The 26,766-nt window shown below is 66.2% G+C and carries 26 protein-coding genes and 1 tRNA gene; 9 read left to right on the plus strand and 18 right to left on the minus strand.

Annotated elements, in window-relative coordinates; translation table 11 throughout:
* Positions 1-94: 94 nt before the first annotated feature.
* Positions 95-628, minus strand: coding sequence for a peptide-methionine (S)-S-oxide reductase MsrA (msrA, locus tag ACWPMZ_RS15115; RefSeq protein WP_455704885.1), 534 nt, complete (start codon positions 626-628; stop codon positions 95-97).
* Between the two features lie 89 nt (positions 629-717).
* Here msrA and ACWPMZ_RS15120 point away from each other — a divergent pair, with 89 nt between their 5' ends.
* The 5 genes from ACWPMZ_RS15120 (at position 718) to ACWPMZ_RS15140 (ending at position 3,848) form a co-directional block, all read left to right on the plus strand.
* Positions 718-1,545 (plus strand): class I SAM-dependent methyltransferase, encoded by an 828-nt coding sequence (locus ACWPMZ_RS15120; protein ID WP_455704886.1) that lies wholly within the window; start codon positions 718-720, stop codon positions 1,543-1,545.
* Between the two features lie 65 nt (positions 1,546-1,610).
* The gene (locus ACWPMZ_RS15125) at positions 1,611-2,345 is read left to right on the plus strand and encodes an SIMPL domain-containing protein (protein ID WP_455704887.1); all 735 of its coding nucleotides are present in this window, start codon (positions 1,611-1,613) and stop codon (positions 2,343-2,345) included.
* A gap of 9 nt (positions 2,346-2,354) precedes the next feature.
* Positions 2,355-3,221: an N-carbamoylputrescine amidase gene (aguB, locus tag ACWPMZ_RS15130; RefSeq protein WP_455704888.1), complete on the plus strand. Its 867-nt coding sequence runs from the start codon at positions 2,355-2,357 to the stop codon at positions 3,219-3,221.
* A gap of 15 nt (positions 3,222-3,236) precedes the next feature.
* A complete protein-coding gene (folK, locus tag ACWPMZ_RS15135; protein WP_455704889.1) occupies positions 3,237-3,782 on the plus strand; it encodes a 2-amino-4-hydroxy-6-hydroxymethyldihydropteridine diphosphokinase in 546 nt (181 codons plus the stop codon).
* Positions 3,773-3,848, plus strand: a tRNA-Lys gene (locus tag ACWPMZ_RS15140). Before folK ends, ACWPMZ_RS15140 begins: the two co-directional genes overlap by 10 nt.
* 30 nt (positions 3,849-3,878) lie before the next feature.
* On the opposite strand, the gene ACWPMZ_RS15145 is transcribed toward ACWPMZ_RS15140, so the two are convergent.
* The gene (locus tag ACWPMZ_RS15145; RefSeq protein WP_455704890.1) at positions 3,879-4,448 is read right to left on the minus strand and encodes a DnaJ domain-containing protein; all 570 of its coding nucleotides are present in this window, start codon (positions 4,446-4,448) and stop codon (positions 3,879-3,881) included.
* A gap of 63 nt (positions 4,449-4,511) precedes the next feature.
* The gene (locus tag ACWPMZ_RS15150) at positions 4,512-5,363 is read right to left on the minus strand and encodes a hypothetical protein (protein WP_455704891.1); all 852 of its coding nucleotides are present in this window, start codon (positions 5,361-5,363) and stop codon (positions 4,512-4,514) included.
* Between the two features lie 220 nt (positions 5,364-5,583).
* On the opposite strand from ACWPMZ_RS15150, the gene ACWPMZ_RS15155 reads away from it, so the two are divergent.
* Positions 5,584-7,092, plus strand: a complete 1,509-nt coding sequence (locus tag ACWPMZ_RS15155) for a CoA-acylating methylmalonate-semialdehyde dehydrogenase (RefSeq protein WP_455704892.1) — start codon at positions 5,584-5,586, stop codon at positions 7,090-7,092.
* A 29-nt stretch (positions 7,093-7,121) separates the two neighbouring features.
* Here ACWPMZ_RS15155 and ACWPMZ_RS15160 read toward each other — a convergent pair whose 3' ends face one another.
* From ACWPMZ_RS15160 to ACWPMZ_RS15220, 13 genes are all read right to left on the minus strand, one after another.
* Complete coding sequence (locus ACWPMZ_RS15160) at positions 7,122-7,859, minus strand: 3'(2'),5'-bisphosphate nucleotidase CysQ (RefSeq protein ID WP_455704893.1); 738 nt, start codon at positions 7,857-7,859, stop codon at positions 7,122-7,124.
* Positions 7,856-9,790, minus strand: coding sequence for a sulfate adenylyltransferase subunit CysN (cysN, locus tag ACWPMZ_RS15165; protein ID WP_455704894.1), 1,935 nt, complete (start codon positions 9,788-9,790; stop codon positions 7,856-7,858). Before cysN ends, ACWPMZ_RS15160 begins: the two co-directional genes overlap by 4 nt.
* A complete protein-coding gene (cysD, locus tag ACWPMZ_RS15170; protein ID WP_455705168.1) occupies positions 9,790-10,701 on the minus strand; it encodes a sulfate adenylyltransferase subunit CysD in 912 nt (303 codons plus the stop codon). The genes cysN and cysD overlap by 1 nt, the downstream gene beginning before the upstream one ends.
* 65 nt (positions 10,702-10,766) lie before the next feature.
* The gene (locus tag ACWPMZ_RS15175) at positions 10,767-11,798 is read right to left on the minus strand and encodes a histidine kinase dimerization/phosphoacceptor domain -containing protein (protein WP_455704895.1); all 1,032 of its coding nucleotides are present in this window, start codon (positions 11,796-11,798) and stop codon (positions 10,767-10,769) included.
* Positions 11,798-12,241: a response regulator gene (locus ACWPMZ_RS15180; protein ID WP_455704896.1), complete on the minus strand. Its 444-nt coding sequence runs from the start codon at positions 12,239-12,241 to the stop codon at positions 11,798-11,800. Before ACWPMZ_RS15180 ends, ACWPMZ_RS15175 begins: the two co-directional genes overlap by 1 nt.
* Positions 12,234-13,754, minus strand: coding sequence for a sensor histidine kinase (locus ACWPMZ_RS15185; protein WP_455704897.1), 1,521 nt, complete (start codon positions 13,752-13,754; stop codon positions 12,234-12,236). Before ACWPMZ_RS15185 ends, ACWPMZ_RS15180 begins: the two co-directional genes overlap by 8 nt.
* Positions 13,755-13,830: 76 nt before the next feature.
* Positions 13,831-14,826: a dihydroxyacetone kinase subunit DhaK gene (dhaK, locus tag ACWPMZ_RS15190; RefSeq protein WP_455704898.1), complete on the minus strand. Its 996-nt coding sequence runs from the start codon at positions 14,824-14,826 to the stop codon at positions 13,831-13,833.
* A gap of 29 nt (positions 14,827-14,855) precedes the next feature.
* Positions 14,856-15,530, minus strand: a complete 675-nt coding sequence (gene dhaL, locus ACWPMZ_RS15195; RefSeq protein ID WP_455704899.1) for a dihydroxyacetone kinase subunit DhaL — start codon at positions 15,528-15,530, stop codon at positions 14,856-14,858.
* A gap of 14 nt (positions 15,531-15,544) precedes the next feature.
* On the minus strand, positions 15,545-16,288 hold the full coding sequence (locus ACWPMZ_RS15200) for an HAD-IA family hydrolase (protein ID WP_455704900.1): 744 nt from the start codon (positions 16,286-16,288) through the stop codon (positions 15,545-15,547).
* Positions 16,285-17,163, minus strand: coding sequence for a class II fructose-bisphosphate aldolase (locus ACWPMZ_RS15205; RefSeq protein WP_455704901.1), 879 nt, complete (start codon positions 17,161-17,163; stop codon positions 16,285-16,287). Before ACWPMZ_RS15205 ends, ACWPMZ_RS15200 begins: the two co-directional genes overlap by 4 nt.
* A 205-nt stretch (positions 17,164-17,368) precedes the next feature.
* Positions 17,369-17,785: a DUF6152 family protein gene (locus ACWPMZ_RS15210; RefSeq protein ID WP_455704902.1), complete on the minus strand. Its 417-nt coding sequence runs from the start codon at positions 17,783-17,785 to the stop codon at positions 17,369-17,371.
* Positions 17,786-17,836: 51 nt separating this feature from the next.
* The gene (locus ACWPMZ_RS15215) at positions 17,837-18,664 is read right to left on the minus strand and encodes a hypothetical protein (RefSeq protein ID WP_455704903.1); all 828 of its coding nucleotides are present in this window, start codon (positions 18,662-18,664) and stop codon (positions 17,837-17,839) included.
* A gap of 35 nt (positions 18,665-18,699) precedes the next feature.
* Complete coding sequence (locus tag ACWPMZ_RS15220; protein WP_455704904.1) at positions 18,700-20,613, minus strand: outer membrane protein assembly factor BamB family protein; 1,914 nt, start codon at positions 20,611-20,613, stop codon at positions 18,700-18,702.
* A 261-nt stretch (positions 20,614-20,874) separates the two neighbouring features.
* Here ACWPMZ_RS15220 and ACWPMZ_RS15225 point away from each other — a divergent pair, with 261 nt between their 5' ends.
* From ACWPMZ_RS15225 to ACWPMZ_RS15235, 3 genes are read left to right on the plus strand one after another with little or no spacing between them, the layout of a single operon-like run.
* The gene (locus ACWPMZ_RS15225; RefSeq protein ID WP_455704905.1) at positions 20,875-21,777 is read left to right on the plus strand and encodes a hypothetical protein; all 903 of its coding nucleotides are present in this window, start codon (positions 20,875-20,877) and stop codon (positions 21,775-21,777) included.
* Between the two features lie 59 nt (positions 21,778-21,836).
* Positions 21,837-22,364, plus strand: coding sequence for a hypothetical protein (locus ACWPMZ_RS15230; protein ID WP_455704906.1), 528 nt, complete (start codon positions 21,837-21,839; stop codon positions 22,362-22,364).
* A gap of 11 nt (positions 22,365-22,375) precedes the next feature.
* Entirely contained in the window at positions 22,376-22,891 is a 516-nt protein-coding gene (locus tag ACWPMZ_RS15235; protein WP_455704907.1) for a DUF6644 family protein, read from the plus strand.
* 55 nt (positions 22,892-22,946) lie between these two features.
* On the opposite strand, the gene ACWPMZ_RS15240 is transcribed toward ACWPMZ_RS15235, so the two are convergent.
* Both ACWPMZ_RS15240 and ACWPMZ_RS15245 read right to left on the minus strand, forming a co-directional pair.
* Positions 22,947-25,055: an outer membrane protein assembly factor BamB family protein gene (locus ACWPMZ_RS15240; RefSeq protein WP_455704908.1), complete on the minus strand. Its 2,109-nt coding sequence runs from the start codon at positions 25,053-25,055 to the stop codon at positions 22,947-22,949.
* Between the two features lie 25 nt (positions 25,056-25,080).
* On the minus strand, positions 25,081-26,766 hold the full coding sequence (locus ACWPMZ_RS15245; protein WP_455704909.1) for a carboxylesterase/lipase family protein: 1,686 nt from the start codon (positions 26,764-26,766) through the stop codon (positions 25,081-25,083).

Here is a 26,766-nt window from a genome sequence, read left to right on the forward strand (position 1 = left end):
TCAAGCCGCCAACGGTTGCAACGCGTGTCCGCTACAGGAGCGTTTCCTTACATATCATGATCTGGCCGGTCCATGTCGACAACCCGAGTGCCGCCTACGCCTGCTTCACCTTCGCGGCGAAGCTCTTGCGCAGCTTCAGCAGCTTGGGCGGAATGACGGCGAGGCAGTACGGATTGCGCTGTCCTTCCCCCTCCCAGTATTCCTGGTGGTAGTCTTCCGCCGGATACCATTCGCTCACCGGTTCGATGGTGGTGACCGCCTGCTCGCCCGGATGATCCGCGTTCCAACGCTCGATCGCGGCTTCGGCCTCGGCACGCTGATCGTCGGTCGGGAAGATCGCGCTGCGATACTGCGTGCCGATGTCGTTGCCCTGGCGGTTGAGCTGGGTCGGATCGTGAGTGCCCAGAAACACGTCGAAGATTTCGCCGAGGCCGATCGTCGCGGGATCGAAGGTCACGCGGATCGCTTCGGCATGGCCGGTCTGGCCGCCGCACACCTGCTTGTACGTCGGATCCGCCACGGTTCCGCCGATATAGCCGCTCTCGACCTCGCTCACGCCGATCACGTCGCGGAACACAGCCTCGGTGCACCAGAAGCAGCCACCGGCCACGATTGCCTGTTCGCTCATGAAATTCTCCTTCGCAGGGGAGATAGGAAGGCGCCTGCAACTTGTCATCGCCGGCAGCACGCGTAGTCTGGCGCAAAGGGAGAGATACGATGAGCCGACCGATATTTGCCGCCGCCTTGCTGGCGCTCGCCGCGCCATTCGCCACGGCGCCCGCTGCGGCCGACCCAGCGGCGCTGGCGCAATCGCTGGGACACGAGCGGCGGGCCGCCGATCGCGTGCGGGACGAGTGGCGTCACCCCGCCGAAACGCTGACGTTCTTTCAGGTCGATCTGGGCATGACCGTGGTCGACTACATGCCGGCCGACGGCTGGTACTCGCGGGTGCTGATCCCCTACCTTGGAGGGGCGGGCACCTATGTCGGCCTCAATCCCGACCTTCATCCGCGGCTGACCGGCTACTGGGACATGTATCGCAACGCGGCGGAGAAGATCCCCGCCGACGCGAAGGGCTGGGTCGGCTCCGACGGTGCGCGCGTGATTGGCGCCAACACCGATACCGTTCCGGCGGACCTCGAGGGCAAGGCCGACCGGGTTCTCATCTTCCGCGAAATCCACAACATGCGCCGGGCCGGCTGGCTGCACGATTCCATGGTCGCCTTCCGCAAGCTGCTGAAGCCCGACGGGATGGTCGGCGTGGTCCAGCACCGCGCCAGGGCCGACGCCCCGGCGGCGGAGACCCTGGGCGACAAGGGCTATCAGCGTGAAAAGGACGTGATCGCCCTGTTCGATGCCTATGGTTTCGATCTGGTCGCCAAGAGCGAGATCAACGCCAATCCCAAGGATCCGGCCGATTGGGAGGGCGGGGTCTGGTCTCTTCCGCCCGGCATGCGCGGCGCGACGACCGATGCCGAGAAGGCGCGGCGCTCGGCCATCGGGGAAAGCGACCGCATGACCCTGCTGTTCCGCAAGCGGCCCTGAACCGCTTGCGCCCATTTCCAATTGATGTGACAATGTATCATTAGGGTTGGAATGGAGTGAGTCGCATGAATTTGGCCCGATTTTCGCTCGTCACGGGGGCCGCCCTAGCGCTGGCCGCCTGCGGTGATGCGCCTTACGACCCGCGCGGGGTCGATCATGGGGAAACGCTGCTGTCGGTCAGCGCCACCGGTCAGGCCGAGAGCCGTCCCGACGAGGCGTTCTTCCAGGCTGGCGTCAATTCCTTCGCGGCCACCGCCCGCGCGGCGAGCGAGGCCAACACGCGCGACATCGCCAAGGTTGTCGCCGCCCTGCGTGCCGCGGGCATTCCCGAAGCGGACATCCAGACCCGCGCGGTCAGCGTGGGCAAGGTCGACTGGGGCCCGAACAAGGGCCAGTTCCAGGCGAGCAATGTCGTCGCCGTGACCGTCCGCAAGATCGACTCCGCCGGCCAGGCGGTCACGGCCGCCACCGAAGCCGGGGCCAACATCCTCTCCGGCCCGGACCTGCGCATGTCCGATCCAGAAAAGGCCGCCACCGAAGCATACGGCGCAGCTTATCGCGCGGCGAAGGCCCGGGCCGAAGCCTATGCCGGGGCTGCGGGGATGGAGATCTCGCGCGTGCTGACCATTCGCGATGGCGGGGGATCGCAGGGCAACCAGTATCTCCCCGGCGTTCCGGTCGCTCCGCCGCCGCCGCCCCCCATCGCGCAGCAGGCCAGCCCGGAAAGCGGCAGGATTATGCCCGGCCAGACGACCAGCATGGTTTCGGTTCAGGTGGACTTCGCGCTCGTCCCGAAATAATCGCCGGGCATGACCAAGCTCACCGTTGCCGCCCTCCAGCTTGCGCTCGGCTCGACCGACGAGCGTGACAACATTGCCGCCGTTTCTACCCTGGTGGAGGAAGCTGCGGGCAAGGGCGCGCAGGTGATCCTGCCGCCCGAGCTGTTCAGCGGGCCCTATTTCTGCGCGGTGGAGGACGATGCCCTATTCGCTCTCGCGCGGCCGACGGCAGAGCACCCCTCGGTCGTCGCGATGCGCGAACTGGCAGGCAAGCTCGGCGTGGCGATCCCGACCAGCTTCTTCGAGCGTGACGGACACCACTATTACAACACCTTCGCGATGATCGGTCCCGACGGCGAGATCATGGGGACCTATCGCAAGAGCCACATCCCCGACGGGCCGGGGTACGAGGAGAAGTTCTATTTCCGCCCGGGCAACGACGGGTTCAAGGTGTGGGACGTCTTCGGCGCGCGGATCGGCATCGGTATCTGCTGGGACCAGTGGTATCCCGAGACCGCCCGCTGCCTGGCCCTGCTGGGCGCGCAGGTGCTGTTCTATCCCACCGCCATCGGCAGCGAGCCGAAAGACGCGGAGATGGACACCAGCCGAATGTGGCGCCGCGCGATGATCGGCCATGCGGTGTCGAATTGCATGCCGGTGGTCGCCGCCAACCGCATCGGATACGAAAGACCGCGGGGTGCGCAGGGGCAGGCGTTCTACGGCCACAGCTTCATCTGCGACGAATGGGGTGATTACCTCGCGGAGTTCGGCTGCGACGAAAGCGGCGCGCTCGTCTCGACGCTCGACCTGGAGCAGGGCCGCAGGCACCGGGCCAGCTGGGGCTTCTTCCGCGATCGCCGGCCGCAGCTTTACGGGCGCATCGCGGAAGATATCTGACCGCGTGGCCGGCGCATGACCGACGATCCACGCCCGCTGCCCGCACAACCCCCGCGCTATCTGATCGCGCTGGGATCGAACCGGCGCCATGGCCGCTACGGCGCGCCGCGCAAGGTGCTCGATGCGGCCGTGGCGCGGCTCGAACAGGAAGGGGTCGATATTGTCCGGCAGGCGCCGACGCTGGAGAGCGAGCCGGTGGGTCCCTCGCTCCGCCGCTATGCCAACTCCGCCGCGCTGGTCGAAACGGACCTTGCGCCGCCCGACCTGCTCGCCCTGTGCAAGTGGCTCGAGCGCGAGTTCGGCCGGCGGACCGGCGGCCAGCGATGGCAGTCGCGGGTGCTGGATCTCGACCTCGTGCTGTGGAGCGGCGGCGCGTGGTCCTCGCCCGGCCTTACGATACCCCATCCCCTGTACCGCGAACGCGACTTCGTCCTCACACCGGCCGCCGCCATCGCCCCCGGGTGGCGCGATCCGCTGAGCGGGCTGACCGTCCGCCAGTTGCGCGCCCGCTTGACCGGTCCCCGGCCGCTGCCTAGGTGGCGCGGGTGGCGGGGCCCGTAGCTCAGTAGGTAGAGCAGCTGACTTTTAATCAGCGGGTCACAGGTTCGAATCCTGTCGGGCTCACCACGATTCCCTTCATTCGCGACGCGCCAGCGATCAGCCGTTGAAGTCCGCGATGTACAGCGGCCGCGCGTCCGGGGAGCGTGATGCGGCGATTACCAGGTCGACGCCCTCGACCGTGATGGCCAGGGTGCCCTGCTCGGTGATCTCGACCAGGCCCTTCGCCTTCAGGTACCAGGCATGGAAATCCATCTGCTCGTTGGTGCAGCCGACCATCTCCTCGAGCACGTAGGCCGGGATGCCAGGCTCCCCGGGCGACTGCCGGCGTTGCTTGTAAAGTTTCAGCAGGATGGCCGTATGGGCCGCGCCGTCCTCGATCGCGTCCGGATCCTTTATCTGGCCGTTGGCATGGGTTTCCGGAATCGCGGGATCGATGCCCATTTCCTGAAAGTACGACCGATCGTAATCCGAACGCGTCTCGGGATCGCGCAACACCCGGTACGCTTCCACCGTCTCGCTGAACCGGTCGACATCCGCTGTCGCGCTGGAATCCGGGTGATAGAGCTTGGCGAAGCGATGATAGGCGCCTTCCAGCTCGCGAGGGCTGCAGTCGAAGTTCACCTGCAGGCGTGCATAGTAGTCGACGAACGAAGACGCGCTGTTCATCGCGCGTGGCTAGAACGAAACGCGCGCCGAGGCTAGCTGCCGCTTACTTGCCAACTTGCCAGGTCAACTTGCGAAAGCGCCGCCGTTTCGGGCGAGAATGACCCGGGCCATCTTCACCTTGGGACCGATCTTGTCCGGATCGACCGTTACGAAAATCTTCCCCTCGCGTATCTGCATCTCGAAATACGAGACCTCGCGATTGTCCACATCGATATCGGTCAACATCTTGGCGATTGCGCTGCCGGTCGCGCCCAGTGCGCCGCCCACGCCCGCGATGGCCGAAAGCGCCTGGACCGCCACCGCGCCGCCGACCGCGATGGGGCCGATTCCGGGAATGGCCAGGAGCGTCATGCCGAAGATGGCACCGGCCAGTCCGCCGCCGAGCGTGGCCGAGGCGACGCTGAGTTTCGAGTGGCCGGCGGGATACTCGCCCATCGTGTCGACGAAGTGGCTCGCGCGCCACAGGATCGAGATCGCCTCGCGGTCGATGCCCTCGGCCACCAGTTCCTTGAAGGCGTGTTCGGCCAGTTCGGGGCTTGCGAACACCGCCGTCACGTGGCTGCGTTGCCGCTTCGAATGCAGCTCGAACGCATCGGCGAAATAGCGGGCGAACGCGTTCCGCTCGCTCTCCAGCGCGAACGTCACGCGCAGGCCGGCCCGGTCGTGCAGCTTCACGACGCTGGGCGTCGCGCTCGGCCGGTAGAGGGTGCGCAGCAGCATCGCGACGCTTTGCGGAAGCAGCTTCTGGTTGGTGCCGCGGTTGATCCAGGTCAGGGCAACCGGCTTGGGATGATCGCGGCGCAGGTAGTTGAGCGCGGCAAGCTCGCGGGCCTTGATGACGAAGGGGTGGCCGGCTTCGGGCGCGCACTTCTCCTCGCTCGCAAGATGCGCAGTTAACGTCTTCAGCCCCGACATACGTTTTTGTTAGCAACGGTTAAGTTCCACGTCGAATTACAAAAGCAGATGGTACGATTTCGGCACGAAGATTGATCTTCGGCCCATGCGGGTCGAAAGGGCCGGGCATCCCGCGCATCGCCGTGCCGGATTTGCGGCCCCTGTCCGCCCAATCTCCTTGCCTCGCCTCGCTCGCACGCATAGGCGAGGGAAACAAGTTTCAGAAGCAACGGAATTACTCATGCGCCAGATCGACCATTTCATCGCCGGGGACCAGACGGGCGGAACCGGTTCGGCAGGGGCCCGCACGCACAAGGTGTGGAATCCCTCGACCGGCGAGATCCAGGCGGAAGTGGCGCTGGGCGATGCCGCCTTGCTCGATCGCGCCGTGGCCACCGCAAGGGCGGTGCAACCCGCCTGGGCGGCGACCAATCCGCAGCGCCGGGCGCGGGTCATGTTCCGCTTCAAGCAGCTGATCGAGGACAACATGCAGGAGCTGGCCGAACTGCTCAGCTCCGAGCACGGAAAGGTCATCGACGATGCCAAGGGCGACGTGCAGCGCGGGCTGGAGGTGATCGAGTTCGCCTGCGGTATCCCGCAGGTTCTCAAGGGCGATTACACCAACGGCGCCGGGCCGGGCATCGATGTCTATTCGATGCGCCAGCCGCTCGGCATCGGCGCGGGCATCACGCCGTTCAACTTCCCGGCGATGATCCCGATGTGGATGTTCGGCATGGCGATCGCCGCGGGCAATGCCTTCATCCTCAAGCCCAGCGAGCGCGATCCCAGCGTGCCCGTGCGCCTGGCCGAGCTGTTCCTGGAGGCGGGCGCGCCCGAAGGCCTGCTGCAGGTCGTCCACGGCGACAAGGAGATGGTCGACGCCATCCTCGACCACCCTGACATCGCCGCGGTCAGCTTCGTCGGCTCGTCCGACATCGCGCACTACGTCTACAAGCGCGGTGTCGCGGCCGGGAAGCGCGTGCAGGCGATGGGCGGGGCCAAGAACCACGGCGTGGTCATGCCCGATGCCGATCTCGACATGGTCGTCAGCGATCTGGCCGGGGCGGCCTTCGGCTCCGCGGGCGAGCGGTGCATGGCGCTGCCGGTGGTGGTGCCGGTGGGCGAAGACACGGCCGAGCGTCTGCGCGAAAAGCTGATCCCGGCAATCAACGCCCTGCGCGTCGGGGTCTCGAACGATCCCGAGGCGCATTACGGCCCGGTCGTGACGCCCGAACACAAGGCGCGGGTCGAGCAGTGGATCGACACCGCCGAGCGCGAGGGCGGGGAGATCGTGATCGACGGCCGCGGCTTCAGCCTGCAGGGGCACGAGAAGGGCTTCTTCATCGGCCCGACGCTGATTGACCGGGTCACGCCCGACATGTCGAGCTACCAGGAAGAGATCTTCGGACCCGTGCTGCAGATCGTCCGCGCGAAGGATTTCGAGGAGGCGCTGCGCCTGCCCAGCGAGCACCAGTACGGCAACGGCGTCGCCATCTTCACCCGCAACGGCCACGCCGCGCGCGAGTTCGCCCACCGGGTCAACGTCGGCATGGTCGGGATCAACGTGCCGATCCCGGTGCCGGTCAGCTACCACAGCTTCGGCGGCTGGAAGCGCAGCGGGTTCGGCGATGTCGACCAGTACGGCATGGAAGGCCTGCGCTTCTGGACCAAGGCCAAGAAGGTGACCCAGCGCTGGCCCGACGGTGGCGGGGACGGGTCGAACGCCTTCGTCATCCCGACAATGGGGTGAGGGTACTCATCTAGTCGGTCGCGCCGTTCTCAGGCTGAGATCGCCGCCACCTCGGCCAGCACCCGCTCGGCCCATTCGGGGCGGCAGATCAGCAGGTCGGGCATCCAGGTGTCCGGCCGATTGTAGACCAGCGGGCTTCCGTCGATGCGGCTGGCATGCAGGCCATGCGCCAACGCCACGGCTGCGGGGGCGCAAGAATCCCATTCGTACTGGCCGCCGGAGTGGAGATAGATTTCCGCTTCGCCGCGCACGACCGCCATCGCCTTCGCGCCGGCACTGCCCATGGGCAGGAGTTCGCCGCCGATCCGTTCGGCCACCGCCACGGCCTCGGCCGCCGGGCGGGTGCGGCTGACGACGAGGCGGGGCGCCGCGTCGCCGGTCGCTGCCAAGGGCTGGGGCCGATCGGTCCGCAGGACGAGGTCGAGGCCCGGCAGCGCCACGGCGCCCACCAAGGGCGCTCCGTTTACCGCCAGCGCGACATGCACCGCCCAGTCGGTCCGTCCTTCGGAATATTCGCGGGTGCCGTCGACCGGGTCGACGATCCACACTCGCTCGCTGACGAGGCGGGCGGGACTGTCCTTCTCCTCTTCGGAAAGCAGGCCGTCGGCCGGCCGCAGGTCGCGCAGGGCGGAAACGAGGAAGGCGTTGGCTTCGAGGTCGCCGGCCCGGCCCAGGTCCTTGCCGTGATGCTGTCCGCTGGCCCGCACCTCCAGCAGGATGCGCCCCGCTTCGGCAGCAAGATGGGCGGCTAGCTCGGCATCGGTCATTGGGCGGGCGACCGGGCCTTGATGACCCTGCGCACGATATATTCCGCCGCCTCGGCGGGGGTCATCTCGACCGTGTTGACGGTGATGTCGGGCTTGTCGGGCGCCTCGTAGGGACTGTCGATACCCGTGAAGTTCTTCAGCTTGCCCTCGCGTGCCTTCTTGTAGAGGCCCTTCACGTCGCGTGCTTCGGCCACTTCCAGCGGGGTGTCGACGAAGATCTCGACGAACTCGCCCTCGGGCAGCATTTCGCGCACCATCTGCCGCTCGGCGCGGAACGGGCTGATGAACGCGGTGAGCACGATCAGGCCCGCGTCGGCCATCAGCTTGGCGACCTCGCCCACGCGGCGAATGTTCTCGATCCGGTCGGCCTCGGTAAAGCCCAGGTCCTTGTTAAGCCCGTGACGCACGTTGTCGCCGTCGAGCAGGAAGGTGTGGCGGTTCATCAGGTTGAGCCGCTGCTCGACTTCGTTGGCAATGGTCGACTTGCCCGATCCCGACAGGCCGGTGAACCACAGCACGAGCGGCGTCTGGTTCTTCAGCGCGGCGTGATCCTCGCGCCCGATGGTCGTCGCCTGCCAGTGCACGTTCTGCGCGCGGCGCAGGCTGAAATGCAGCATGCCGGCGCCGACCGTGCGGTTGGTGATCTTGTCGATCAGGATGAAGCCGCCCAGCGTGCGGTTGTCGGCATAGGGCTCGAACACGATCGGCCGGTCGGTGGTGATCTCGGCCACGCCGATGGAATTGAGGTGCAGCGTCTTGGCCGCGAGATGCTCCAGCGTGTTGACGTTGATCTCGTACTTCGGCTCGGCGACCGTGGCGGAGACGGTCTGGGTCGCCAGCTTCAACTGGTAGCCGCGCCCGGGCAACAGGGCCTCGTCGTCCATCCACACGATGGTTGCTTCGAACTGGTCGGAAACCTCGGGCGGGGCATCGGCCGCGGCGATGACGTTGCCGCGCGAACAGTCGATCTCGTCGGTCAGGGTCAGAGTGACCGACTGCCCGGCCTGGGCACCGGGCATGTCGCCGTCGAAGCTGGCGATGGTCGCCACCGTGCTGGTCTTGCCCGAGGGCAGGATGCGCACCGGATCGCCCGGCCTGACCGCGCCGGTCGCAATGAGGCCCGAAAAGCCGCGGAAGTCGAGGTTGGGCCGGTTGACCCACTGGACCGGCAGGCGAAACGGTTTCTCGGCGTCGACCGCGGAGCGGACCTCGACCGTCTCGAGATGGTCGACCAGCGAAGGGCCGTCGTACCAGGGGGTATTGTCCGACCGCCCGGTGATGTTGTCGCCCTTGAAGCCGCTGATCGGGATCGCGGTGAAACTCTCTATGCCGATGCTTTCGGCAAAGGCGCGATAGTCGGCCACAATGGCCTCGAACGTCGCCCGGTCGTAGTCGACCAGGTCCATTTTGTTGACCGCCAGCACCAGGTTGCGGATGCCCAGCAGGTGGCACAGGTAGCTGTGCCGCCGGGTCTGCACGAGAACGCCCTTGCGCGCATCGACCAGTATGACCGCCAGGTCCGCCGTGCTCGCGCCGGTCACCATGTTGCGGGTGTACTGCTCGTGCCCCGGGCAATCGGCGACGATGAACTTGCGTTTCTCGGTGTTGAAGAAGCGATAGGCGACATCGATCGTGATGCCCTGCTCGCGTTCGGCGGCCAGGCCGTCGACCAGCAGCGCGAAATCGATCTCCTGGCCCTGCGTGCCGACTTTCCTGGAATCCGCCTCGAGCGCCGAGAGCTGGTCCTCGAAGATCATCTTGGAATCGTAGAGCAAGCGGCCGATCAGGGTTGACTTGCCGTCGTCCACGCTGCCGCAGGTGATGAAACGCAGCAGCGTCTTGTGCTGGTGCCGGTCGAGATAGGCGTCGATGTCCTCGGCGATGAGGGCATCGGTTTCGTAGATCGCGTCGGCGGCGGGGCGGTCGGCCATCAGAAGTACCCCTCCTGCTTCTTCTTCTCCATCCCGGCGCCGCCGGCATCCTTGTCGATCACGCGGCCCTGGCGTTCGGAGGTGGTCGTCAGGAGCGTTTCCTGAACGACGTCGGACAGGGTCGCCGCCTCGCTCTCGACCGCGCCGGTCAGGGGGAAGCAGCCCAGCGTGCGGAAACGGATCGAGCGTTCGGTGATTTCCGGCCGCCGGCCGAGCACGCGTTCGAGCCGCTCGATATCGTCGGCCATCAGCAGTTGCCCGTCATGCACGAAGGTCGGCCGGACCTGTGCGAAGTAGAGCGGCACGATCTCGATCCCCTCGGCCATGATGTATTGCCAGATGTCGAGTTCGGTCCAGTTGCTGATCGGGAAGACGCGGATGCTCTCCCCCTTGTTCTTGCGCGCGTTGTAGAGGTTCCACAGCTCGGGCCGCTGGTTCTTGGGATCCCAGCCGTGGCTCGCGGTGCGGAACGAGAAGATGCGCTCCTTCGCGCGGCTCTTTTCCTCGTCGCGCCGGGCGCCGCCGAAGGCCGCATCGAAGCCGTAGTGGTCGAGCGCCTGCTTCAGCCCTTCGGTCTTCCACATGTCGGTGTGCAGCGGCCCGTGGACGAATGGATTGATCCCGCGCGCCTCGGCCTCCGGGTTGCGGTAGACGAGGAGCTCCATGCCGGCTGCCTGCGCCGCCTTTTCGCGCAGGGCGTACATGTCCTTGAACTTCCAGGTCGTGTCGACGTGAAGCAGCGGGAAGGGCGGCGGCGAGGGGTAGAACGCCTTGCGCGCGAGGTGCAGCATCACCGCGCTGTCCTTGCCGATCGAATAGAGCATGACCGGGCGTTCGGTCTCGGCCACCACCTCGCGCATGATGTGGATAGCCTCGGCCTCGAGGCGCTGGAGATGGGTCAGGGCAGTCATGGTCGGCGACAGGTAGGATCGACCCACCGCAGCGTCCACATGGAGAATGTTGGGCTTTTGAAACCCTAGATGGGCGCGACCAGCGTGGCCCGGCAGCCGACGTGCTCGGTATCGTATTGGATCTTGCTCTTCAGGCTGCCGGCCATCGCGGCGATCAGCTTCGAGCCGAGGCCGGTGCCCTTGGGCGGGCCATCGCCCAGGCCGCAGCCGTCGTCCTCGACCTCCAGCCGGAAGGTATCCTCGCCCTCGCGCATCAGCCGCACCCGGACTTCGCCGGTTTCGCCTTCGCGATAGGCGTACTTGCACGCGTTGGAGACCAGTTCGTTGACGATCACGCCCAGCGAAACCGCCTTGTCGGTCTTCAGCCGCAGGGCTTCGGCTTCCAGCATGATCGAGCGCGGGCTGACCGGGCTCGACCAGGTCTGCTGCAGTTCCTGCACGATGGCGCTGAGGTATTCGTCCATCGCCACGCTCTCGACGTCGTTCGAGGTGTAGAGCTTGCGGTGGACCGCGGCGATCGCCTGGATGCGGCGCTCGGTATCGGCCAGCGCGGTGCGCGCAGCCTCGTCGGGCAGCAGGCGCGACTGCATCGAGACCATCGCGGTGATCAGCTGCAGCGAGTTGGCAACGCGGTGATTGACCTCGCGCAGCAGGGCCTCCAGCCGCTCGTTGGCCGCTTCGGCATCTGCCAGGGCCTGGTCCTTCTCCAGTTCCAGCCGTACGCGCGCCAGGGCCTGCGACAGGCCCTGTTCCAGCAGGTCGACGAAGCCGTCGTCAGCCGATTTGACGACGTATTCGGAGGCGCCGGCCTTCATCGCCTCGACCGCGATGCGTGTCTCGTCGGAACCGGTCACGTAGATCACCGGAGGGCAATCGGGCAGCTTCTTGAGTTCGACGAGCGTCTCCAGGCCGCTCATCTCGGGCATGTAATGGTCGACCGCGATGATGTCGAAACCGCCGCCCCTGGCCTGTTCGATCCCCTCGCGCCCGGACTCCGCCCCGACGACGGTATGCCCCCGCCGCCCGAGCTTCTTCTCGACCAGCCGCCTCAGGCCGGGATCGTCGTCGATGTAGAGGATGCGACGCGGTTGTTTCATCAGGTGTCGGCGATCTCTGGGAGCTGGATGACCGACAAGAACAGCCCAAGCTGGCGGATCGCGTCGGCAAAGCTTTCGTAATTCACCGGCTTGGTGATGTAGACGTTGCAGCCAAGGTCGTAGCAGCGCTCGATCTCGGTCTTGTCGTCGGTCGTCGTCAGGACAACCACGGGCACCTTGTGCAGCCGGGGATCGCCCTTGATCTTCGACAGGATGTCCGTCCCGCTCATGTCGGGCAGGTTCAGGTCGAGCAGCACCAGCGCCGGGCCGTTCTGCGCAGGCCCTTCGGGATGATCGAACAGGTATTCCAGCGCCGAAGTCCCATCCAGGAAATGCTTCAGCTGGTTGGAAATTCCGGCACGCCGGATGTTCTTCTCGATCAGGCGTGCGTGCCCCTCGTCATCTTCGATCATGACGATCCGCACCGTCTGGGTCTCAGCCATCTACAGCCCCCTCGTCCACGTATTCGGTCGGTAATGTAACGGTGAAAACAGAACCTTCGCTGAATTGCGACCTGACTTCGACGGTTCCGCCCAAACGGTATGCCAGCGCCCGGACGTTGGCAAGGCCGATGCCTTCGCCGCGCTGGTCCTGCTCGCCCGACCGGCGGAACAGCTCGAAGATGCGCTCGTGATCGCCTTCCTTGATGCCGCGGCCGTTGTCCTCCACCTCGAAGATCGCCCTGTCGCCGTCCTGCCTGCCGCTGACGACGATCCGCCCGGGCACACCGGGACGAAGGTACTTGAGGGCGTTCTCGATCAGATTGGTGAAGATCTGCTCTACCGCGATCCGGTCGTGGCGGATTGCCGGAAGGGGCTGCAGGACTATTTCGGCGTCGCGGTCTTCGGCCAGTGTCGTCAGCGAGGCTGCAATTTCGTCGAGCAGGACGTTCATGTCGAGCTCGACCGGCGTGAGCACGCGGCGGCCCTGGCGCGAAAGGGCGAGGATTGCGTTGATCAGCCGGTCCATCTTCTGGGTGGAGGAGCGGATGAAACCGATTGCCTCGGGCAGGTCCTCGCGCACGGCGAACGCTGCGTCCTGCGAAACGAGGTCGGGCCGTTCCGCCTCCACCTTGTCGAGGAAAGTGGCCAGTTGCTTGTCCGCACCCTCCAGTTCGGAGGTGAACCCCATCACGTTGACCAGCGGTGCGCGCAGGTCGTGGCTCACGATGTAGGCGAAGCGCTGAATCTCCTCGTTGGCCCGGCGCAGGTCCGCGGTGCGATCCGCGACCAAACCCTCGAGACTGGCGTTCAGGCGGCTCAATTCGGCGCGGCTGACGAAGACCGCCCTCAACTGGCGGCGCAGCAGCCAGATCGTGCCCAGTGCGGTGAACAAAAGCGCAAAGCCGACCAGGCCGAGGAGAAGGCGAACGTAGTTCTGCGACCTGATGTCGGATTCCTGGCGATCGCGCAGCAGATCGTCCTCGGCCCGTTCGATGGCATCGGCGAGGGCGCGGATTTCGCGAATGCGCCGCAGGTCGGTTCCATCGAGCAGTTCCCGCGAGGCGAAGTCGGCGGCGTCGGACGAAACCAGCCGGTTGGAATCCTCGAGACTGGCGATTTCTTCGCGGATGAGCGGGCGCAGTCGTGCCATGCGCTGCTGCTGTTCGGCATTGTCGAGGATGAACTGGTCGATCCGGTCGAGATTGCCGAGCAGTTGCGCCTTCGATTCACGGTACACGCCGAGCCGTTCAGCTTGTCCGCTGATGATGTATCCGCGCGATGCCGCGATCGCCCGTTCCAGCGCGCCGCTCGTGTCCGAAATCAGGTCCTTCACCTCGTAGGTGTGCTGGACCATGGCGCCCGCCCGGTCGGTTGCGCGCAGCCCGTTGATTACGAAGACGAAGGCGATCAGCAGCAGGATGAAGCTGAACGACAGACCGGCAAGGCCGATCTGGTTGATCCGTGCTTCGGTGAAGATTTCGCCGCGCTTGGCTCGCTCTGAGGCGTTTGGCATCGCGCTGGGCTAGACGAAAGTGCGCGCTATGCAAGTGGGGCCCCGCCTGCCGCACGGGCAGGCGGGGCGACCGGCATCAGAAAATGCGCGCGGCCGTCTCGGCCGGGGCGTCGAGCAGGGCCTCGAGCTCGTCGTCGAGCTTGAGGATGGTCAGCGAGGCGCCCGCCATCTCGAGGCTGGTGCAGTATTCGCCGACGTAGTTGCGCACCACGGTGAAGCCGGCCTTCTCGGCCAGCGCATGGGCCTTGGCATACATCACGTAGAGTTCGGTGATTGGCGTGCCGCCGAGGCCGTTGACCATGATGGCCACGCGGTCGCCGCTCTTGAAGGGGACGTCCTCGGCCACGGCGTTGAACAGTTCCTCGGTGATCTCGTCGGCGCTCTTGATCTTCTCGCGGCGGCGGCCCGGCTCGCCGTGGATGCCCACGCCGACTTCCATCTCGTCGTCACCGATGTCGAAGATCGGCGTGCCCTTGGCGGGCGGGATGCAGCTGGTCAGCGCGACGCCCATGGTGCGCACGTTGTTGTTGACCTTGTCGGCGATCGCCTCGACCTCGTCCAGGCTCTTGCCCTGGTCGGCGGCGGCGCCACAGCACTTGATGACGAAGAAGTTGCCGGCCACGCCCCGGCGGCCGACGGTGTAGAGGCTGTCTTCCACGGCAACGTCGTCGTTGATCCAGAACTGGCGGACGTTGATCCCCTCGGCCTGGGCCATCTCGGTCGCCATGTCCCAGGCCATGCGGTCGCCCTGGTAATTGTTGACCAGCACCAGCACGCCGGCATCGGAATTGCAGGCCTTGATCGTCTCGTAGCAGGAATCGACCGCCGGGGCGGCGAACACCGCACCCTGGCAGGCGCCGGTCAGCATGCCGGGGCCGACCGCCATGACGTGCGCCGGTTCGTGGCCCGAGCCCGAACCCTGGACCACCGAGACCTTGGAATTGTCCGGCCCGCCCTTGCGGCAGATCATCTGGAATTCGGGCGTGTAGCTCAGCAGGTCGGGATTGGCATCGACGATGCCCTGCATGAATTCTGGCACGAACTGGGCCGGGTCGTTGACGAACTTCTTCATGGGTCGGGTCCTCTCCGTAAGGGTCTGAATTAGGCTGTTGCCTTGACGACTTCGGGCGCGGTCGGCGCAACGGCGACGCCGTTGGCCTTGGCCCAGTCGGTCAGGATTGTGGCGATGGCGACGATGCCCGGATCGGGCGTATTGGCGCTGCGCTCGCCCACCTGGCTGGCGCGGCCGCGATGGGCCACGAGGGTGCGCGTCTCGTCGACCGCGGCATCGGCCACGCGGGCCGCATCGCCCAGCGCGGCGGTGCTGTCACCGCTGGCGGAATGCTCGACCAGCTTCTCGTGCACCGGGATCAGCGCGTCGAGCAGCGTCTTGTCGCCGCGCTTGGCGCCGCCGCGGGCCTGGATCCCCTCGATCGCCGAGCCGAGCATGCCGGCCAGGTCCTCCACGGTGACCTCGGTCTTGCCGCGGGTCAGCATGGCGGCCTTCATGAAACCGGTGCCCCAGATCGGGCCCGAGCTGCCGCCGACGTGCTTGCTGACGAGCATCGAGATCTTGAGCAGCATCGCGCCGATGTCGGTCTTGGGGATGTCGTCCCATTCCTTCTCGATCTGGCGAAAGCCGGTCGCGAGCGAGGTGCCGAAGTCGCCGTCGCCCGCCAGCCCGTCGAGGTCGGCGAAATAGTGTTCGTTGCGCAGCACGGTGCTGCAGGTGGTGCGGATCGCATCCTCGACCTGGGACTGCGAGATGGCGGGCATTGTCGTTGTCTCCTTCAGGCCGGCGCGTGGGCGGCGGCCAGCTCGCCGAGATCGGCGAGCGTCACGTTGATGTTCGGCGCGTCGCCGAGTTCGGGCACCACGCGGTCCGCTTCGGCGAAGTCCTCGTCGATGGTGTAGGTACTGGTGGTGATCAGGCACGGCAGCCCGGCGCCCTTGGCGGCGAGCAGGCCGTTGCGGCTGTCCTCGACCACCACGATGCGGTTGGCCGGCAGGCCGAGCGATTGCTTGGCCAGCTCGTAGATGTCGGGCGCGGGCTTCTTCTTCGCCACCACGTCGCCGGCATGAACGAACTCGAACGCCGCTTTCCGCTCCGGCCCGAACAGGTCGAGCACGGCGTCGATGAACTTGGGGTTCGACGTGGTGCACACGCCCAGGCGAACGCCCGCGGCGATCGCTTCGTCGACCAGCCGCAGGACACCGGGGCGGACCGGCAGGTCGCCGACGATCTCGGACGTGATGCGGGTCTTTTCCTTGTGCAGCGCGGCGATCAGCTCGTCCCTGCCGCCATGCTCTGCGACCTTGTCCTCGGGCCAGCCGAACTCGTCGAAATAGGCCTTCATCCGCTCCTTGCCGCCGGCGGTGAGCAGCAGGCGGCCGTAAAGCGCGACGTCCCATTCGGCATCGATACCGAAGGCAGCGAACGCCTTGTTGAAGCCGACGCGGTGCGCATCGCGTTCGGTGTCGACAAGGACGCCGTCACAGTCGAAAACGACAGCTCCCGGGGTGACGAAATTCATCCGTGCGCCGCCATGTAGGCCGGGGCCTGGTCCTTGCCGCCGAACTTCTCGATGAAGCCGCCGAACATCGCCTTGCAGGCTTTGTACTGCGCGTCGATCAGCCGCAGCGGCTCGAAGTCCTTGGGATTATTCTTATGATAATCCACGAAACTTTCGACGAAGACGTGCTTCAGGTTGGTCGAGATGTTGACCTTGGCGCTGCCCCGAGCGATCGCCTTGCTGAAGGTCTCGTCGCTCAGCCCCGTCCCCCCGTGCAGCGCCATCGGCGTGCGGGTCAAGGCATTGATTTTCTCGATTCTTTCGAAGTCGACCTTGGGCTCGCCCTTGTAATATCCATGCGCCGTGCCGACCGCGCAGGCAAACGCCGACAGGTCGAGCGCCTCGCAGAAACGCCGCGCGTCCTCGGGATCGGTCAGGACCGAATCCTCTTCCGCCACGACCATGTCGTCCTCGACGCCCATGATCTGGCCGAGCTCGGCTTCCATGCCCACACCGTACTTCTCGGCGATGTCGCGCACGCGCTTCGACATCTCCAGATTCTCTTCGAACGGCAGTTCGGACGCGTCGATCATGATCGACGTCCAGCCTTCGCGGGCGCAGGCCTCGATCATCGCCAGGTCCTTGCAGTGGTCGAGATGGAGCACCACGGGAACCGCCGAATCCTCCGCCACGGTGCGCACCCACGAGACGATCTCGCGGTGGCTGTAGAACTGGATGGTCTTGGCGCTGGTCTGGCAGATCACCGGGGCGTTCAATTCCTCGGCCGCGGCGACCATCGCCTTGGTCGTGCCGTAGTCGACGAGGTTGAACGCGGCCACGGCGTAATGGTTGTCCATCGCGTGGCGCAGCAGCGGCTTCATATTCACGAGCGGCATCGGCCGAATTCTCCCTGTCGTCGCCCTCGGGCAGGCCGGGGCGATTCGCCTCTTCGGGCAGCCTAGAACAGCCGGCCCGAGGTGTCTTGCCCTTCGCATGCGCCGGTCGCGCGGTTCGGCGGGCCAAAAAAATGCCGCGGCCGCAAGGGCCACGGCATGCTGTGGTCCGCTCGCCGGACACCGGGCCCGGCGAGCGGAGTCACGATTACTGTGCGCGCTTCGCGGCGGCGGCGACCGCTTCGGTCGTCGGGTTGCCGAGCGAGAGCTCGCGGCCATCGGGGAAGCTGATTTCCGCGGCGCTGGCGCGGGTATCGCCGTCGCGGGCCTGGAAGGCCTGGACGATGATCTTCGTGCCGGCGGGCAGCGAGTTCCTGTTCCAGCCGCGGCGCAGCAGGGCCGACGGGGCGCCGCCTTCGACGCGCCACACCTTGCCGTTGCTCAGCTTGATGTGAATCCACGAGTGCGGGTTGACCCACTCGAACTTCACCACCGAACCTTCCAGCTTGATCGGCTTGTTACGGTCGAACTCGGCGGCGAACGAGTGGTGGGCAATGGCAGTGCCCGCCGCGCCAACCGCCAGCAGGGCGCCGAGAACGGCGTTCCGCATGGTCATGATACGCATTGCTAACTCCTTGTTTTCAAATTCAGTCCGGTCGTTACCGATCCCTCAGTCTTATTTCTCGATCCCGAGGCGCTTCTTCGCCTCGGCGTCCAGCGTGTCGTAGAGATCGCCGTAGAGGTACATCTCGGCGAAAGGCACGCACTTGAACTCCAGCAACTGGGCGTTCTTTTCCATCCGCCGGTACAGCGGCATCTTGATCGTCCAGGGCTTCGTGTAGATTTCCGGGTCCTCGAAGGTGACCGAGTAGTCCATGTGGTTCGGCCCCATCGGGGTGAACCGCTCGATAACCGTCGTGGTCGGAGCCACGAAGTTGCCCGCGCGGTCGAGCCAGGTCTCCCCGTTCTGCGACAGCGTGGTGACGACCAGGGTGTTGCCTTCCCAGCGACCGTAGGACGTCCCCATCCACGTATCGATTGGCGGAATCCCGATGTCTCCCATCTGAATGACCCGGTTCGCCGAGGCATATTCATAGGCCATCAGGATGTCGCCGCCGCCCTGGATGATCTGGAACGGGTAGCCCATGTAGGTCGCGCGCGGGATGCCCGGAAGGTAGCACGCCTTCTCAGGGTCGCGGCCGCTGGTGCGCTTCTCTTCGCGCATGGCGAGAGCGGCGGCGGTGTAGGGGATCGTGTTGCCTTCGACCACGCCGAGGCTGGCGGGGATCGCCGCCTGGGCGCCTATGGCGCGCTCCGCCTGGTAGCTCGGCTGGGTCTGCGCCGAATGCGGCTCGAGATTCCAGGCCGCCTCGTTAGCGGTCTGCCAGATGCCGTTTATATTCGGGTGGCCCGCGATCGTCGCCGGATTGGGCGCCTGCTGTGCAAGCGCGGGCGCGGCGATAAAACACGCGGCCGCGGCCGCCACTTTCAAGAATTTACCCATCCCAGTCTTTCCTCTCTCAAACCTGAGGGACACTATCAGCGAAGCGCGAAAGCGACAATGTTGCCGCCCGCGTTGATGGCTACGAATTGCTTGCCGCTCTTGCCGCGGTAACTCATCGGATTGGCGTTGGCATTGCCGCTCAGGGTCGCTTCCCACAGCTGCTTGCCGGTATCCTCGTCGAATGCGCGGAAGCGCTTGTCGTTGGTCGCCCCGACGAACACCAGGCCGCCCGCGGTCACGCTGGGCCCGGCGCTGCCGGAATTGCCGGCCAGCTGCTTGCCCTCGGGCAGGCCTTCCTGCAGCCCCAGCGGCACGGCCCACTTGATCTTGCCAGTGTTGGCGTCGACCGCGGTCAGCCGCGCCCACGGTCCCTTGTAGCACGGCACGGCCGGGCCCTGGGGCCGACCCTGTTCGTCGTACTTGCCCGAGATCGGGGCGACGAAGCTGTGAAACGGGCCCTTGCCGTTGATGTAGGCGCGGTCGTACTCGGGCGCGACGGCGGCATCGAAGCTGTAGGGCTTGTCGCCCTCGACCTTCTCGACCCAGCCGACCAGCGACCCGTCCTGCGTGTTGACGAAGACCGTTCCGGTCGTCGGATCGACCGCCGGGCCGCCCCAGTTGACCCCGCCGGTACCGCCGGGGAACTGGATCGTGGAGCGCGCGGGCGCGTCGGCCGCCTTGAACATGAACGGGGTGTAGGGCCCGGCATTGAAGAAGCCGCCGGCCTTCACCCAGATGTCGCGGCAGGCCTTGGCATGCTCCGGCGTCGTATCCTCGGGCGTGACCATGTCCTGATAGGTCATCGCCACCCGGCTCAGCGGCGGCGTGTTCACGGGGAAAGGCTGAGTTGGGTGGTAATACTCGCCGGGAACGTCGCCCGGGGGAACGGGCCGCTCTTCCACCGGCAGCACGGGCTCGCCGTCGTCAGCGTCGACGACGAAGAACAGGCTCGACTTGCCGACATTGGCAAGGACTTTGTGCGTCTTGCCATCCGGTCCGTTGACGCTGAACAGCGGCCCGGCGTGGCTCATGTCGATGTCCCACAGGTCGTGGTGCACCGTCTGGAAGTGCCACTTGTACTTGCCGGTCTTCAGGTCGACCGCGACGATCGAGTTGCCGAACAGGTTGCTGCCGGGGCGATCGCCGCCGTAGTAATTGTGCGCCGGGCCGGCGATCGGCAGGTAGGCCGTGCCGCTCGCTTCGTCGACGGTGGCGGCAAAGCCCCACATGTTGGTTCCGCCGCGATCCTTCCAGCCGTCGCCCCAGGTTTCGTTGTAGGGCTGGCCGGCGTCGGGCGTGGTGTCGAATTCCCACAGCTTCTTGCCGCTCAGCACGTCGAACGCGCGCGGATTGCCGGGATTGCCCTGCGGGCTTTCGAGCGAAGCGGCGCCGATGATCGCCACGTTTCCACTGATGGTCGGCACGCCGCCAAACGCGGTGCCGGTGTCGATCTCGCCGCCCTTGCCGAACCCTGCAACCTTGCGGCCGGTCCTGGCATCGAGCGCGATCATGCGGCTCCCCGCCATGAACAGGATGCGCGGCGCCTGGCCGCGCGCGCCCGGCCAGTAGCTGACCCCGCGCCCGGACACCCCGCCACCGCCGCCGCTGTTCGGCCCGGCGTCCGCGCGGCGCGGCTCTTCGTACGTCCACACTTCCGCACCGGTGTCGGCATTCAGCGCGATGACCCGGCTGCCGGCGGACACGAACATGGTTCCGTCGATCACCAGCGGTACGGCCGAGTTGAAACCCTTGAGCGGATAGGTCCACGCCTGCGCCAGCGTAGCGACGTTCGCCTTGTTGATATCGTCCAGCGGAGAATAGCGTGTCGCGGCAGGATCGCGGTGGATCGACTGCCAGTCGCCATCGGCGACCGGGGACTGTCCTCGTGCGGTCGAGAAGGCGGCAATCGCGGCGATTGCCACCATTCCCAGCCCTGCAGCCAAGCGCATCCTTCAGCCCCCTTAGCGAATCGGTACCTCGCACGCCGCATGGCGCGTCGAATTGACTTTGTCCCGTTTAGAGCGTCGTTTGGACTTTGACAACGCTTTGTGGCCTGCGCTACCGCGAAATCGCAACGGGGGAGGAAGATGCAAGCGCGACTCGCAAAGTTGGCGTTGGCCGCGGCGACATTTTGTTGCGCGCCCGCGTTTGCGCAGGACGATGCTTTCAACCCGCCGCGCACCGAATGGGGCGATCCTGACTTTACCGGGATGTGGCCGCTCGAAGTCGGGCAGACGACGATGCAGCGCAACGCCAAGTTCGGCGACCAGGCTTACCTGACCGATGCGGAATATGCCGCTGCCCTCGAAGCTGCCGCGCAGGCCAACAGCGGCGCCGATCGCGAGGAGCGGGCGGATACGCTGGGAGCCGGAAGCTGGTTCGAACGGGGGCGGGTGCTGCGGCAGACGTCGCTGATCATGGAGCCGGCGAACGGCCGCATCCCGCCGCTGACCGAAGAGGGCCGGCGCCGCGCCGACGCCTCCCGCTCGAGCTGGGACAACGACGTCTTCGAGACGATCCTCGACTTCAACTCGCTCGACCGGTGCATTACGCGCGGCCTGCCGGCCACGATGATCCCGTTTCCCTACAACAACGGCGTCGAGATCTTCCAGGCGCCCGGCTACGTGGTCTTCAACCACGAGATGATCCACGAAACGCGGGTCATCCCGGTGTTCCCGCGCGCGCAACTGCCGGAAACCATGCGCACCTGGCTGGGGGATTCGCGCGGCCATTGGCGGGGCGACACGCTGGTCGTCGAATCGACCAACTTCAACGGCGAGAGCCCGATGGTCATCGTCGGGCCGACCAACCAGAAGCTGATGACCAGCCCGGCGCTCAAAGTGACCGAGCATTTCACGATGACCGGCCCCGACACGATCCGTTACGAAGCGTGGATCGAGGACCCGGTCGTGCTGACCGCGCCCTTCAAGCTGGACTTCCCTTGGCAACGGGATGAAAGCTACGAGGGATTCGAATACGCCTGCCACGAAGGCAACACCCTCGTGCCGGCCTACATCAAGGCGACGAGCCCGCGTTTCGCGGCCGAGCGCGAAGGTGCGGTGGCCCGGCGCGAAGTGGAGCATTCCGACACGCCGAAACCCGTCACAAATTGACAAAGTCAAATAGCAGGTCCACTTCGGACCGGACATTCTAGCAAGGAGCGGTCAGTCCCATGGGCGACATGCTGTACAACTTCACCGAGTGGTTGCGCTCGACGAGCCTGACGGAGTTCTCGCTCTGGATCGCCGACACGTCGCTGAGCAATCTCATCGTCACCAATTTCTGGGCCATTCCGGTGATCCAGGTGTTCCACATCCTCGCGCTCGCCGGGGCGTTCGGCGCGGTGTTCATGATCACCCTCAGGGTGTTCGGCCTGGCCGGTATGAACCGCACGCTGGCCGAGACCGAGGCGCGCTACGTGCGCTGGATCTGGTGGGGCGGGCTCGTCATGCTGCTGTCGGGCATCGGCCTGATCATCGGCGAGCCGATCCGCGAGCTGATCAACCCGATCTTCTGGATCAAGATGGTCCTGGTCATCGTGGCCATCTTCGTCAGCCTGTCCTTCCACGGCCGGGTGATGAAGCGCCTCGCCACGGGCGGTGAAGTTACGGGCGGAATCAAGGCGGCGTCGCTCGCCATCGTCGTCCTGTGGTGTGCCATCATGTTTTGCGGTCGCTGGATCGCCTATGCGCCGGTTTAAGGAGCCTTCCGATGTCGCTGTATCCTGAACCGACCAACATCTGGGAATCGATCGAGTATTCGAGCCTCGGCACGACGATCGCCGAGTCGACCTGGATGTTCCCCACACTCGAGACCCTGCACGTGATCTTCCTGGTCGTCGTGCTCGGCACCATCCTGACCGTCGACCTGCGGATGCTCGGCTGGACGTCGAACAAGTTCGCCGTCACCGTCGCCGCCAAGGACACGCTGCCGTGGACCTGGGGCGCCTTCGCGGGCGCCGCCATTACCGGGCTGCTGCTGTTCAGCAGCAAGGCCACGAGCTACGTCATCAACCCCTACTTCCTGTGGAAGCTGGCGATGATCGCGCTGGCCGGGTTGAACATGATGTACTTCCACTTCTTCACCTGGCGCACGGTCGAGCATTGGGACCGCGATGCGACCATGCCCGCGGCGGTGAGGGTTTCGGCCGCGCTGTCGCTGATCTTCTGGATCGCGGTGGTCTTCTTCGGCCGGGCAATCGGCTTCACGCTGGGCATCTTCTACTAGAGGCGATGCCACCGCGCGAAAGTTGGAAGGGCCGGCAGCGATGCCGGCCCTTTCGCTATTCGGCTTCCGGCAGGGCGAAAACGTAGACCGAGGAACTGGTGACCGGCGGCAGCTGGGATTCGGGGATCAGATCCGGGATGCCGAAGCTGAGCGGATTGCCCACGCCCGTCACCATCGCCACGTACTGCCTGCCGTCGATCGCATAGGTGATGGCCGAGGCGTTGGGCACGCCGGTGACGCCCGTGCGCCACAACACCTTGCCCGTTGTCTGGTCGTAAGCGACGAACTGGCGGTCCATCCATCCGGTGAAGGCCAGCCCGCCGGCCGTGGTCAGCACGCCCATGTCCGGCGTCTGCCGGTGGCGCGTCTCCCACAGGACCTTGCCGCTTTCGAAGTCGATCGCCTGCAGCATGCCGAAATTGCCGTCGCTGTCGGGCGGCGGAGCGTAGACCGCGTTGACCCCGGTCGAAAGGAATCCCGCGCCCAGCGACGGGACGAGATCGGTGCAGGTATCGCGCGCGGCGACGAACAGCACGCGGCTCTCCGGGTTCCACGACGTCGGGTTCCAGTTGCGGCCGCCGCCGCCGTGCGGGCAGGTGTAGACCGGGCCCTTGTCCTTGCCGGGGATTTTCTCCGGCCGGACGTGCTTGTCGCCGGTGACCGGGTCGATCCGGTCGATATAGTCCTGGTACCCCTGATCGACCGTCTTGATGTACTTGCCGGTCTTCGCGTCGACCGCGTCGAACAGCCCGTTCTTGCCGCCGGTGATCACCACCCGGCGATCCTGCCCGCCGACCTTGATCGTCCCGACCGTGCGGTCGAACACCCAGTCGAGGTCGAACTGGTCGTTGCGGTTGTGCTGGTAATACCAGACCAGCTTCCCGGTGCGCGGCTCGAACGCCAGCGTGCTTTCGGTGAACAGCGCGTCGTTGTTCTCGCCCGGCTTGCGGTCGCGCAGCGGGCCGGTGTCGTAGGTATTGCCCACGCCCCACAGCGCCAGCTTGTTGACCGGGTCGTAGGAGCCGGAGGTCCAGACCGATCCGCCCTTGCGGACGTCGCCCGCCAGGCCGTTCCACGTCTCCCCGCCGACCTGGCCGGGCTTGGCGACGGTCTCGAAGGTCCACAGGTGCTTGCCGGTGTCGGCGTCGAAAGCGACGATGACGCCGCCCCCGGCGGCCTGCGTCGTCATGCCCTGCATGATCACCCCGTCGGCCACCATCGGGCCGCCGGGATTGCGCATTCCTTCCGCGGCGGGGATCGGGCTGTCCCACTCGACCTCACCGGTCCGCGCATCGAGCGCGAGCATGTGGTTGTCCGAAGTGGCGGTGATCAGTTTGTCATCCCACAGGGCGATGGTCTTCTTGGAATTGGCGACCGTCCCGGCAGGCAGCTTGCGCTCGTGCCGCCACAGCAGGCGCCCGTCCGCAGCGTCGAACGCGAAGACCACGTCGCCGAAGCCCAGCACGTAGAGGACGCCGTTGTGCACCAGCGGTTCGTTCATGTTGACGCCTGCCGGCAAGGCCTGCGCCCAGGCGATCGTCAGCCGCCCGACATTGCTGGTGTCGATCTGCTTGAGCGGCGAATATCCCAGGCCCAGGTGGCTGCGACGCCACGCCGGCCATTCCTCTGCCGGAGGGTCGGCCAGCAGCGCGGCCGTGACCGGCCGATAGGTCGCCAGCGGGTCGCGGATCGGCGGGCCGGGGGGCAGGGGATGGACCCGGGTCGACAGCCCGCCTACGCCGACCTCGCCGGGCGGCAGGCTGAGCGCGGCCAGCTTGGTGTCGTCGGCCTCCAGCGCCGCGCTCGGTCGCACACGGTTTTCCCGCATGATGAAGGCCAGGATCGCCGTGTACTCGGCATCCGACAGCGATCCGCCGTTGCCCGGCGGCATCTGCTCGTGGATGTATTTGTACAGATCGGCCGCGGTGGCGCTGCCCGCGCCCCATTTACCGAGGAACGCCGGACCGGCGAGGGCCCCGGCGATCGTTCCCTGTAACTGCTCGCCGTGGCAGGCGGCGCAATTCGACTGGTAAAGCGTGCGTCCGGTCTCGGCCTGCTGGGCGAAGGGCGTCAGGCCCTGGGCCAGGACCCCGCCGCCAAGCGCGGCAGGCCCGGCAACCGAGAGGAGGAGCGGCAGACGCCGCCCCCGATTAGACAGCGCCATTCCCGTTCCTCCCCTTCAAAGCGGTTTATTCGCCCTCGATACCCAGCGGTTTGGCCACGCGGGCGTTGTAGAGCGCCCGGTAGAGTTCGACCTGCGCGGGGGTCAGGAACGCGCCCTTGCCCGTGCCGTCGGCATTGAGGACCATCGTCTCGTTCGGCCCGAGTTCGCCCATCGCGGGCCATTTCGGCAGGCCGGGTCCGTTCGGATTTCCGGTGCGCGCGAAATTGACCCAGTACTGCGAAACGAGATCGGCGAACGCCTCCTCGCGCGCATTGCCCGCCATCTTGGCGACCGAGCTGCCGGCCGGATAGGTGCGCGGCGCGGCCAGGTTGTCGAACACATAGGGGATTTCCGCCGTGTGCCCGTCCTTCAGGTCCGGCCGGCCTTCGTCGTACGGTGGCTCGTGGGTGAACCAGTAGGTCCACGACTGCTTGCCGATGGCCGCCTGCTTGTCGGCGAACAGGCGCATGTGAAAGGCCAGCGTGTCGGAAAACGGCATCGATGACATGGCCTTGGCCTCGGCATCGGTCGTCGCCGGATAGGCCGCCTTGCCCAGGTCCGCCGCATCGCCCCAGCGCTGGGCCGCCCCGGCATTCCACGCCTCGAGCGTCACCGGCGGCCCGAAGCCCCCGGTGAACGAACCCTCGTCGCCGTTGGAGCCGGAAATGACGTCGACCTTGTTCTGCCGCCCGGCGGCGAAGGTCTTCGACAGGTCTTCGGTGATGATCCTGCCGTCCACGATCATGCCCTGGCCGCGCAGCTTGGCGTGGACTTCGGTTGCCGGAAGCTTGCGCAGTTCGGCGATGGAGGTGGTGTTGAATTCCTTCTGCGCCGCTTCGAGCGTGCGCTTTTCCATGGCCTCGCGGGTCGGCATCAGCCCGATGCCGAGGCCCATCCACGCGCCGGATTCGGCGATGGCCCGCTCGAACGTGCCGGCAGCGCCCGCCGCGCCCACCAGGCCGCCGTTCATCGCCGCTCCGGCGCTTTCGCCGAACAGCGTGATGTTGTTCGGATCGCCGCCGAATGCCGCGACGTTGGCCTTGAGCCAGCGGAATGCCTGGATCGCGTCGCTCAGGGCCTGGTTGCCCGATGCGCCGCCGTTCTCGGCGGTCAGTTCGGGGTGGCTCATGAAGCCGAGCGCGCCGACGCGGTAGTTGAGCGTGACCATGACCACGCCCTTGGCGGCCAGGTTGTCGCCTTCGCTGAATGGCGCGTTGCCGCCGCCTTCGTTGTAGGCGCCGCCATAGAGCCAGACCATGACCGGCAGCTTCTCGCCCGCCGCCCTGGCCGGGGTCCAGATGTTGAGGTTGAGGCAGTCCTCGCTCATCCCGGTGAAGTTTTCCGGAATGTCGGTCGCGCTATTGGGCGGGAACCGCTGCGGCGCAGGGTTCTGCACGCAAACTTGGCCGTAACGGGTGGCATCGCGCACGCCCGTCCACGTCGCGCTGGCCGGCTGGGCCGGCTTCCAGCGCAGGTCGCCCACGGGCGGCGCGGCAAAGGGAATGCCCTTGAACGCCACGACGCCCGGCTGCTTGCCCGGCGCGCCCTGCACGAGGCCCTGCTGGGTGCGAACCGGCGCGAGCATGGCCGTGCCCGCGACCGCGCTCGACACCGCCGCCCCGGCCTGGTCGACCTGGGCGGTGGTGCAAGCCGCGAGCGAGAGAAACAAAGGGGCGGCGAGGGCCAGAGCCCGCAGACGTCCGGCCCCCAT

The organism is Tsuneonella sp. HG222 (assembly GCF_053819185.1).

What these genes read in the sequence shown, in the direction of transcription:
- ACWPMZ_RS15225 (WP_455704905.1), top strand. Translation starts at nt 20,875, where the DNA reads ATGTGGCCGCTCGAAGTCGGGCAGACGACGATGCAGCGCAACGCCAAG.
- ACWPMZ_RS15220 (WP_455704904.1), bottom strand. Translation starts at nt 20,613, where the DNA reads ATGCGCTTGGCTGCAGGGCTGGGAATGGTGGCAATCGCCGCGATTGCC.
- ACWPMZ_RS15215 (WP_455704903.1), bottom strand. Translation starts at nt 18,664, where the DNA reads ATGGGTAAATTCTTGAAAGTGGCGGCCGCGGCCGCGTGTTTTATCGCC.
- ACWPMZ_RS15120 (WP_455704886.1), top strand. Translation starts at nt 718, where the DNA reads ATGAGCCGACCGATATTTGCCGCCGCCTTGCTGGCGCTCGCCGCGCCA.
- ACWPMZ_RS15245 (WP_455704909.1), bottom strand. Translation starts at nt 26,766, where the DNA reads ATGGGGGCCGGACGTCTGCGGGCTCTGGCCCTCGCCGCCCCTTTGTTT.
- ACWPMZ_RS15180 (WP_455704896.1), bottom strand. Translation starts at nt 12,241, where the DNA reads ATGGCTGAGACCCAGACGGTGCGGATCGTCATGATCGAAGATGACGAG.
- cysD (WP_455705168.1), bottom strand. Translation starts at nt 10,701, where the DNA reads ATGACTGCCCTGACCCATCTCCAGCGCCTCGAGGCCGAGGCTATCCAC.
- msrA (WP_455704885.1), bottom strand. Translation starts at nt 628, where the DNA reads ATGAGCGAACAGGCAATCGTGGCCGGTGGCTGCTTCTGGTGCACCGAG.
- ACWPMZ_RS15205 (WP_455704901.1), bottom strand. Translation starts at nt 17,163, where the DNA reads ATGCCGCTCGTGAATATGAAGCCGCTGCTGCGCCACGCGATGGACAAC.
- ACWPMZ_RS15200 (WP_455704900.1), bottom strand. Translation starts at nt 16,288, where the DNA reads ATGAATTTCGTCACCCCGGGAGCTGTCGTTTTCGACTGTGACGGCGTC.
- ACWPMZ_RS15160 (WP_455704893.1), bottom strand. Translation starts at nt 7,859, where the DNA reads ATGACCGATGCCGAGCTAGCCGCCCATCTTGCTGCCGAAGCGGGGCGC.
- ACWPMZ_RS15185 (WP_455704897.1), bottom strand. Translation starts at nt 13,754, where the DNA reads ATGCCAAACGCCTCAGAGCGAGCCAAGCGCGGCGAAATCTTCACCGAA.
- aguB (WP_455704888.1), top strand. Translation starts at nt 2,355, where the DNA reads ATGACCAAGCTCACCGTTGCCGCCCTCCAGCTTGCGCTCGGCTCGACC.
- ACWPMZ_RS15145 (WP_455704890.1), bottom strand. Translation starts at nt 4,448, where the DNA reads ATGAACAGCGCGTCTTCGTTCGTCGACTACTATGCACGCCTGCAGGTG.
- dhaL (WP_455704899.1), bottom strand. Translation starts at nt 15,530, where the DNA reads ATGCCCGCCATCTCGCAGTCCCAGGTCGAGGATGCGATCCGCACCACC.
- dhaK (WP_455704898.1), bottom strand. Translation starts at nt 14,826, where the DNA reads ATGAAGAAGTTCGTCAACGACCCGGCCCAGTTCGTGCCAGAATTCATG.
- ACWPMZ_RS15150 (WP_455704891.1), bottom strand. Translation starts at nt 5,363, where the DNA reads ATGTCGGGGCTGAAGACGTTAACTGCGCATCTTGCGAGCGAGGAGAAG.
- ACWPMZ_RS15125 (WP_455704887.1), top strand. Translation starts at nt 1,611, where the DNA reads ATGAATTTGGCCCGATTTTCGCTCGTCACGGGGGCCGCCCTAGCGCTG.
- ACWPMZ_RS15175 (WP_455704895.1), bottom strand. Translation starts at nt 11,798, where the DNA reads ATGAAACAACCGCGTCGCATCCTCTACATCGACGACGATCCCGGCCTG.
- ACWPMZ_RS15240 (WP_455704908.1), bottom strand. Translation starts at nt 25,055, where the DNA reads ATGGCGCTGTCTAATCGGGGGCGGCGTCTGCCGCTCCTCCTCTCGGTT.
- ACWPMZ_RS15230 (WP_455704906.1), top strand. Translation starts at nt 21,837, where the DNA reads ATGGGCGACATGCTGTACAACTTCACCGAGTGGTTGCGCTCGACGAGC.
- ACWPMZ_RS15210 (WP_455704902.1), bottom strand. Translation starts at nt 17,785, where the DNA reads ATGCGTATCATGACCATGCGGAACGCCGTTCTCGGCGCCCTGCTGGCG.
- cysN (WP_455704894.1), bottom strand. Translation starts at nt 9,790, where the DNA reads ATGGCCGACCGCCCCGCCGCCGACGCGATCTACGAAACCGATGCCCTC.
- folK (WP_455704889.1), top strand. Translation starts at nt 3,237, where the DNA reads ATGACCGACGATCCACGCCCGCTGCCCGCACAACCCCCGCGCTATCTG.
- ACWPMZ_RS15155 (WP_455704892.1), top strand. Translation starts at nt 5,584, where the DNA reads ATGCGCCAGATCGACCATTTCATCGCCGGGGACCAGACGGGCGGAACC.
- ACWPMZ_RS15235 (WP_455704907.1), top strand. Translation starts at nt 22,376, where the DNA reads ATGTCGCTGTATCCTGAACCGACCAACATCTGGGAATCGATCGAGTAT.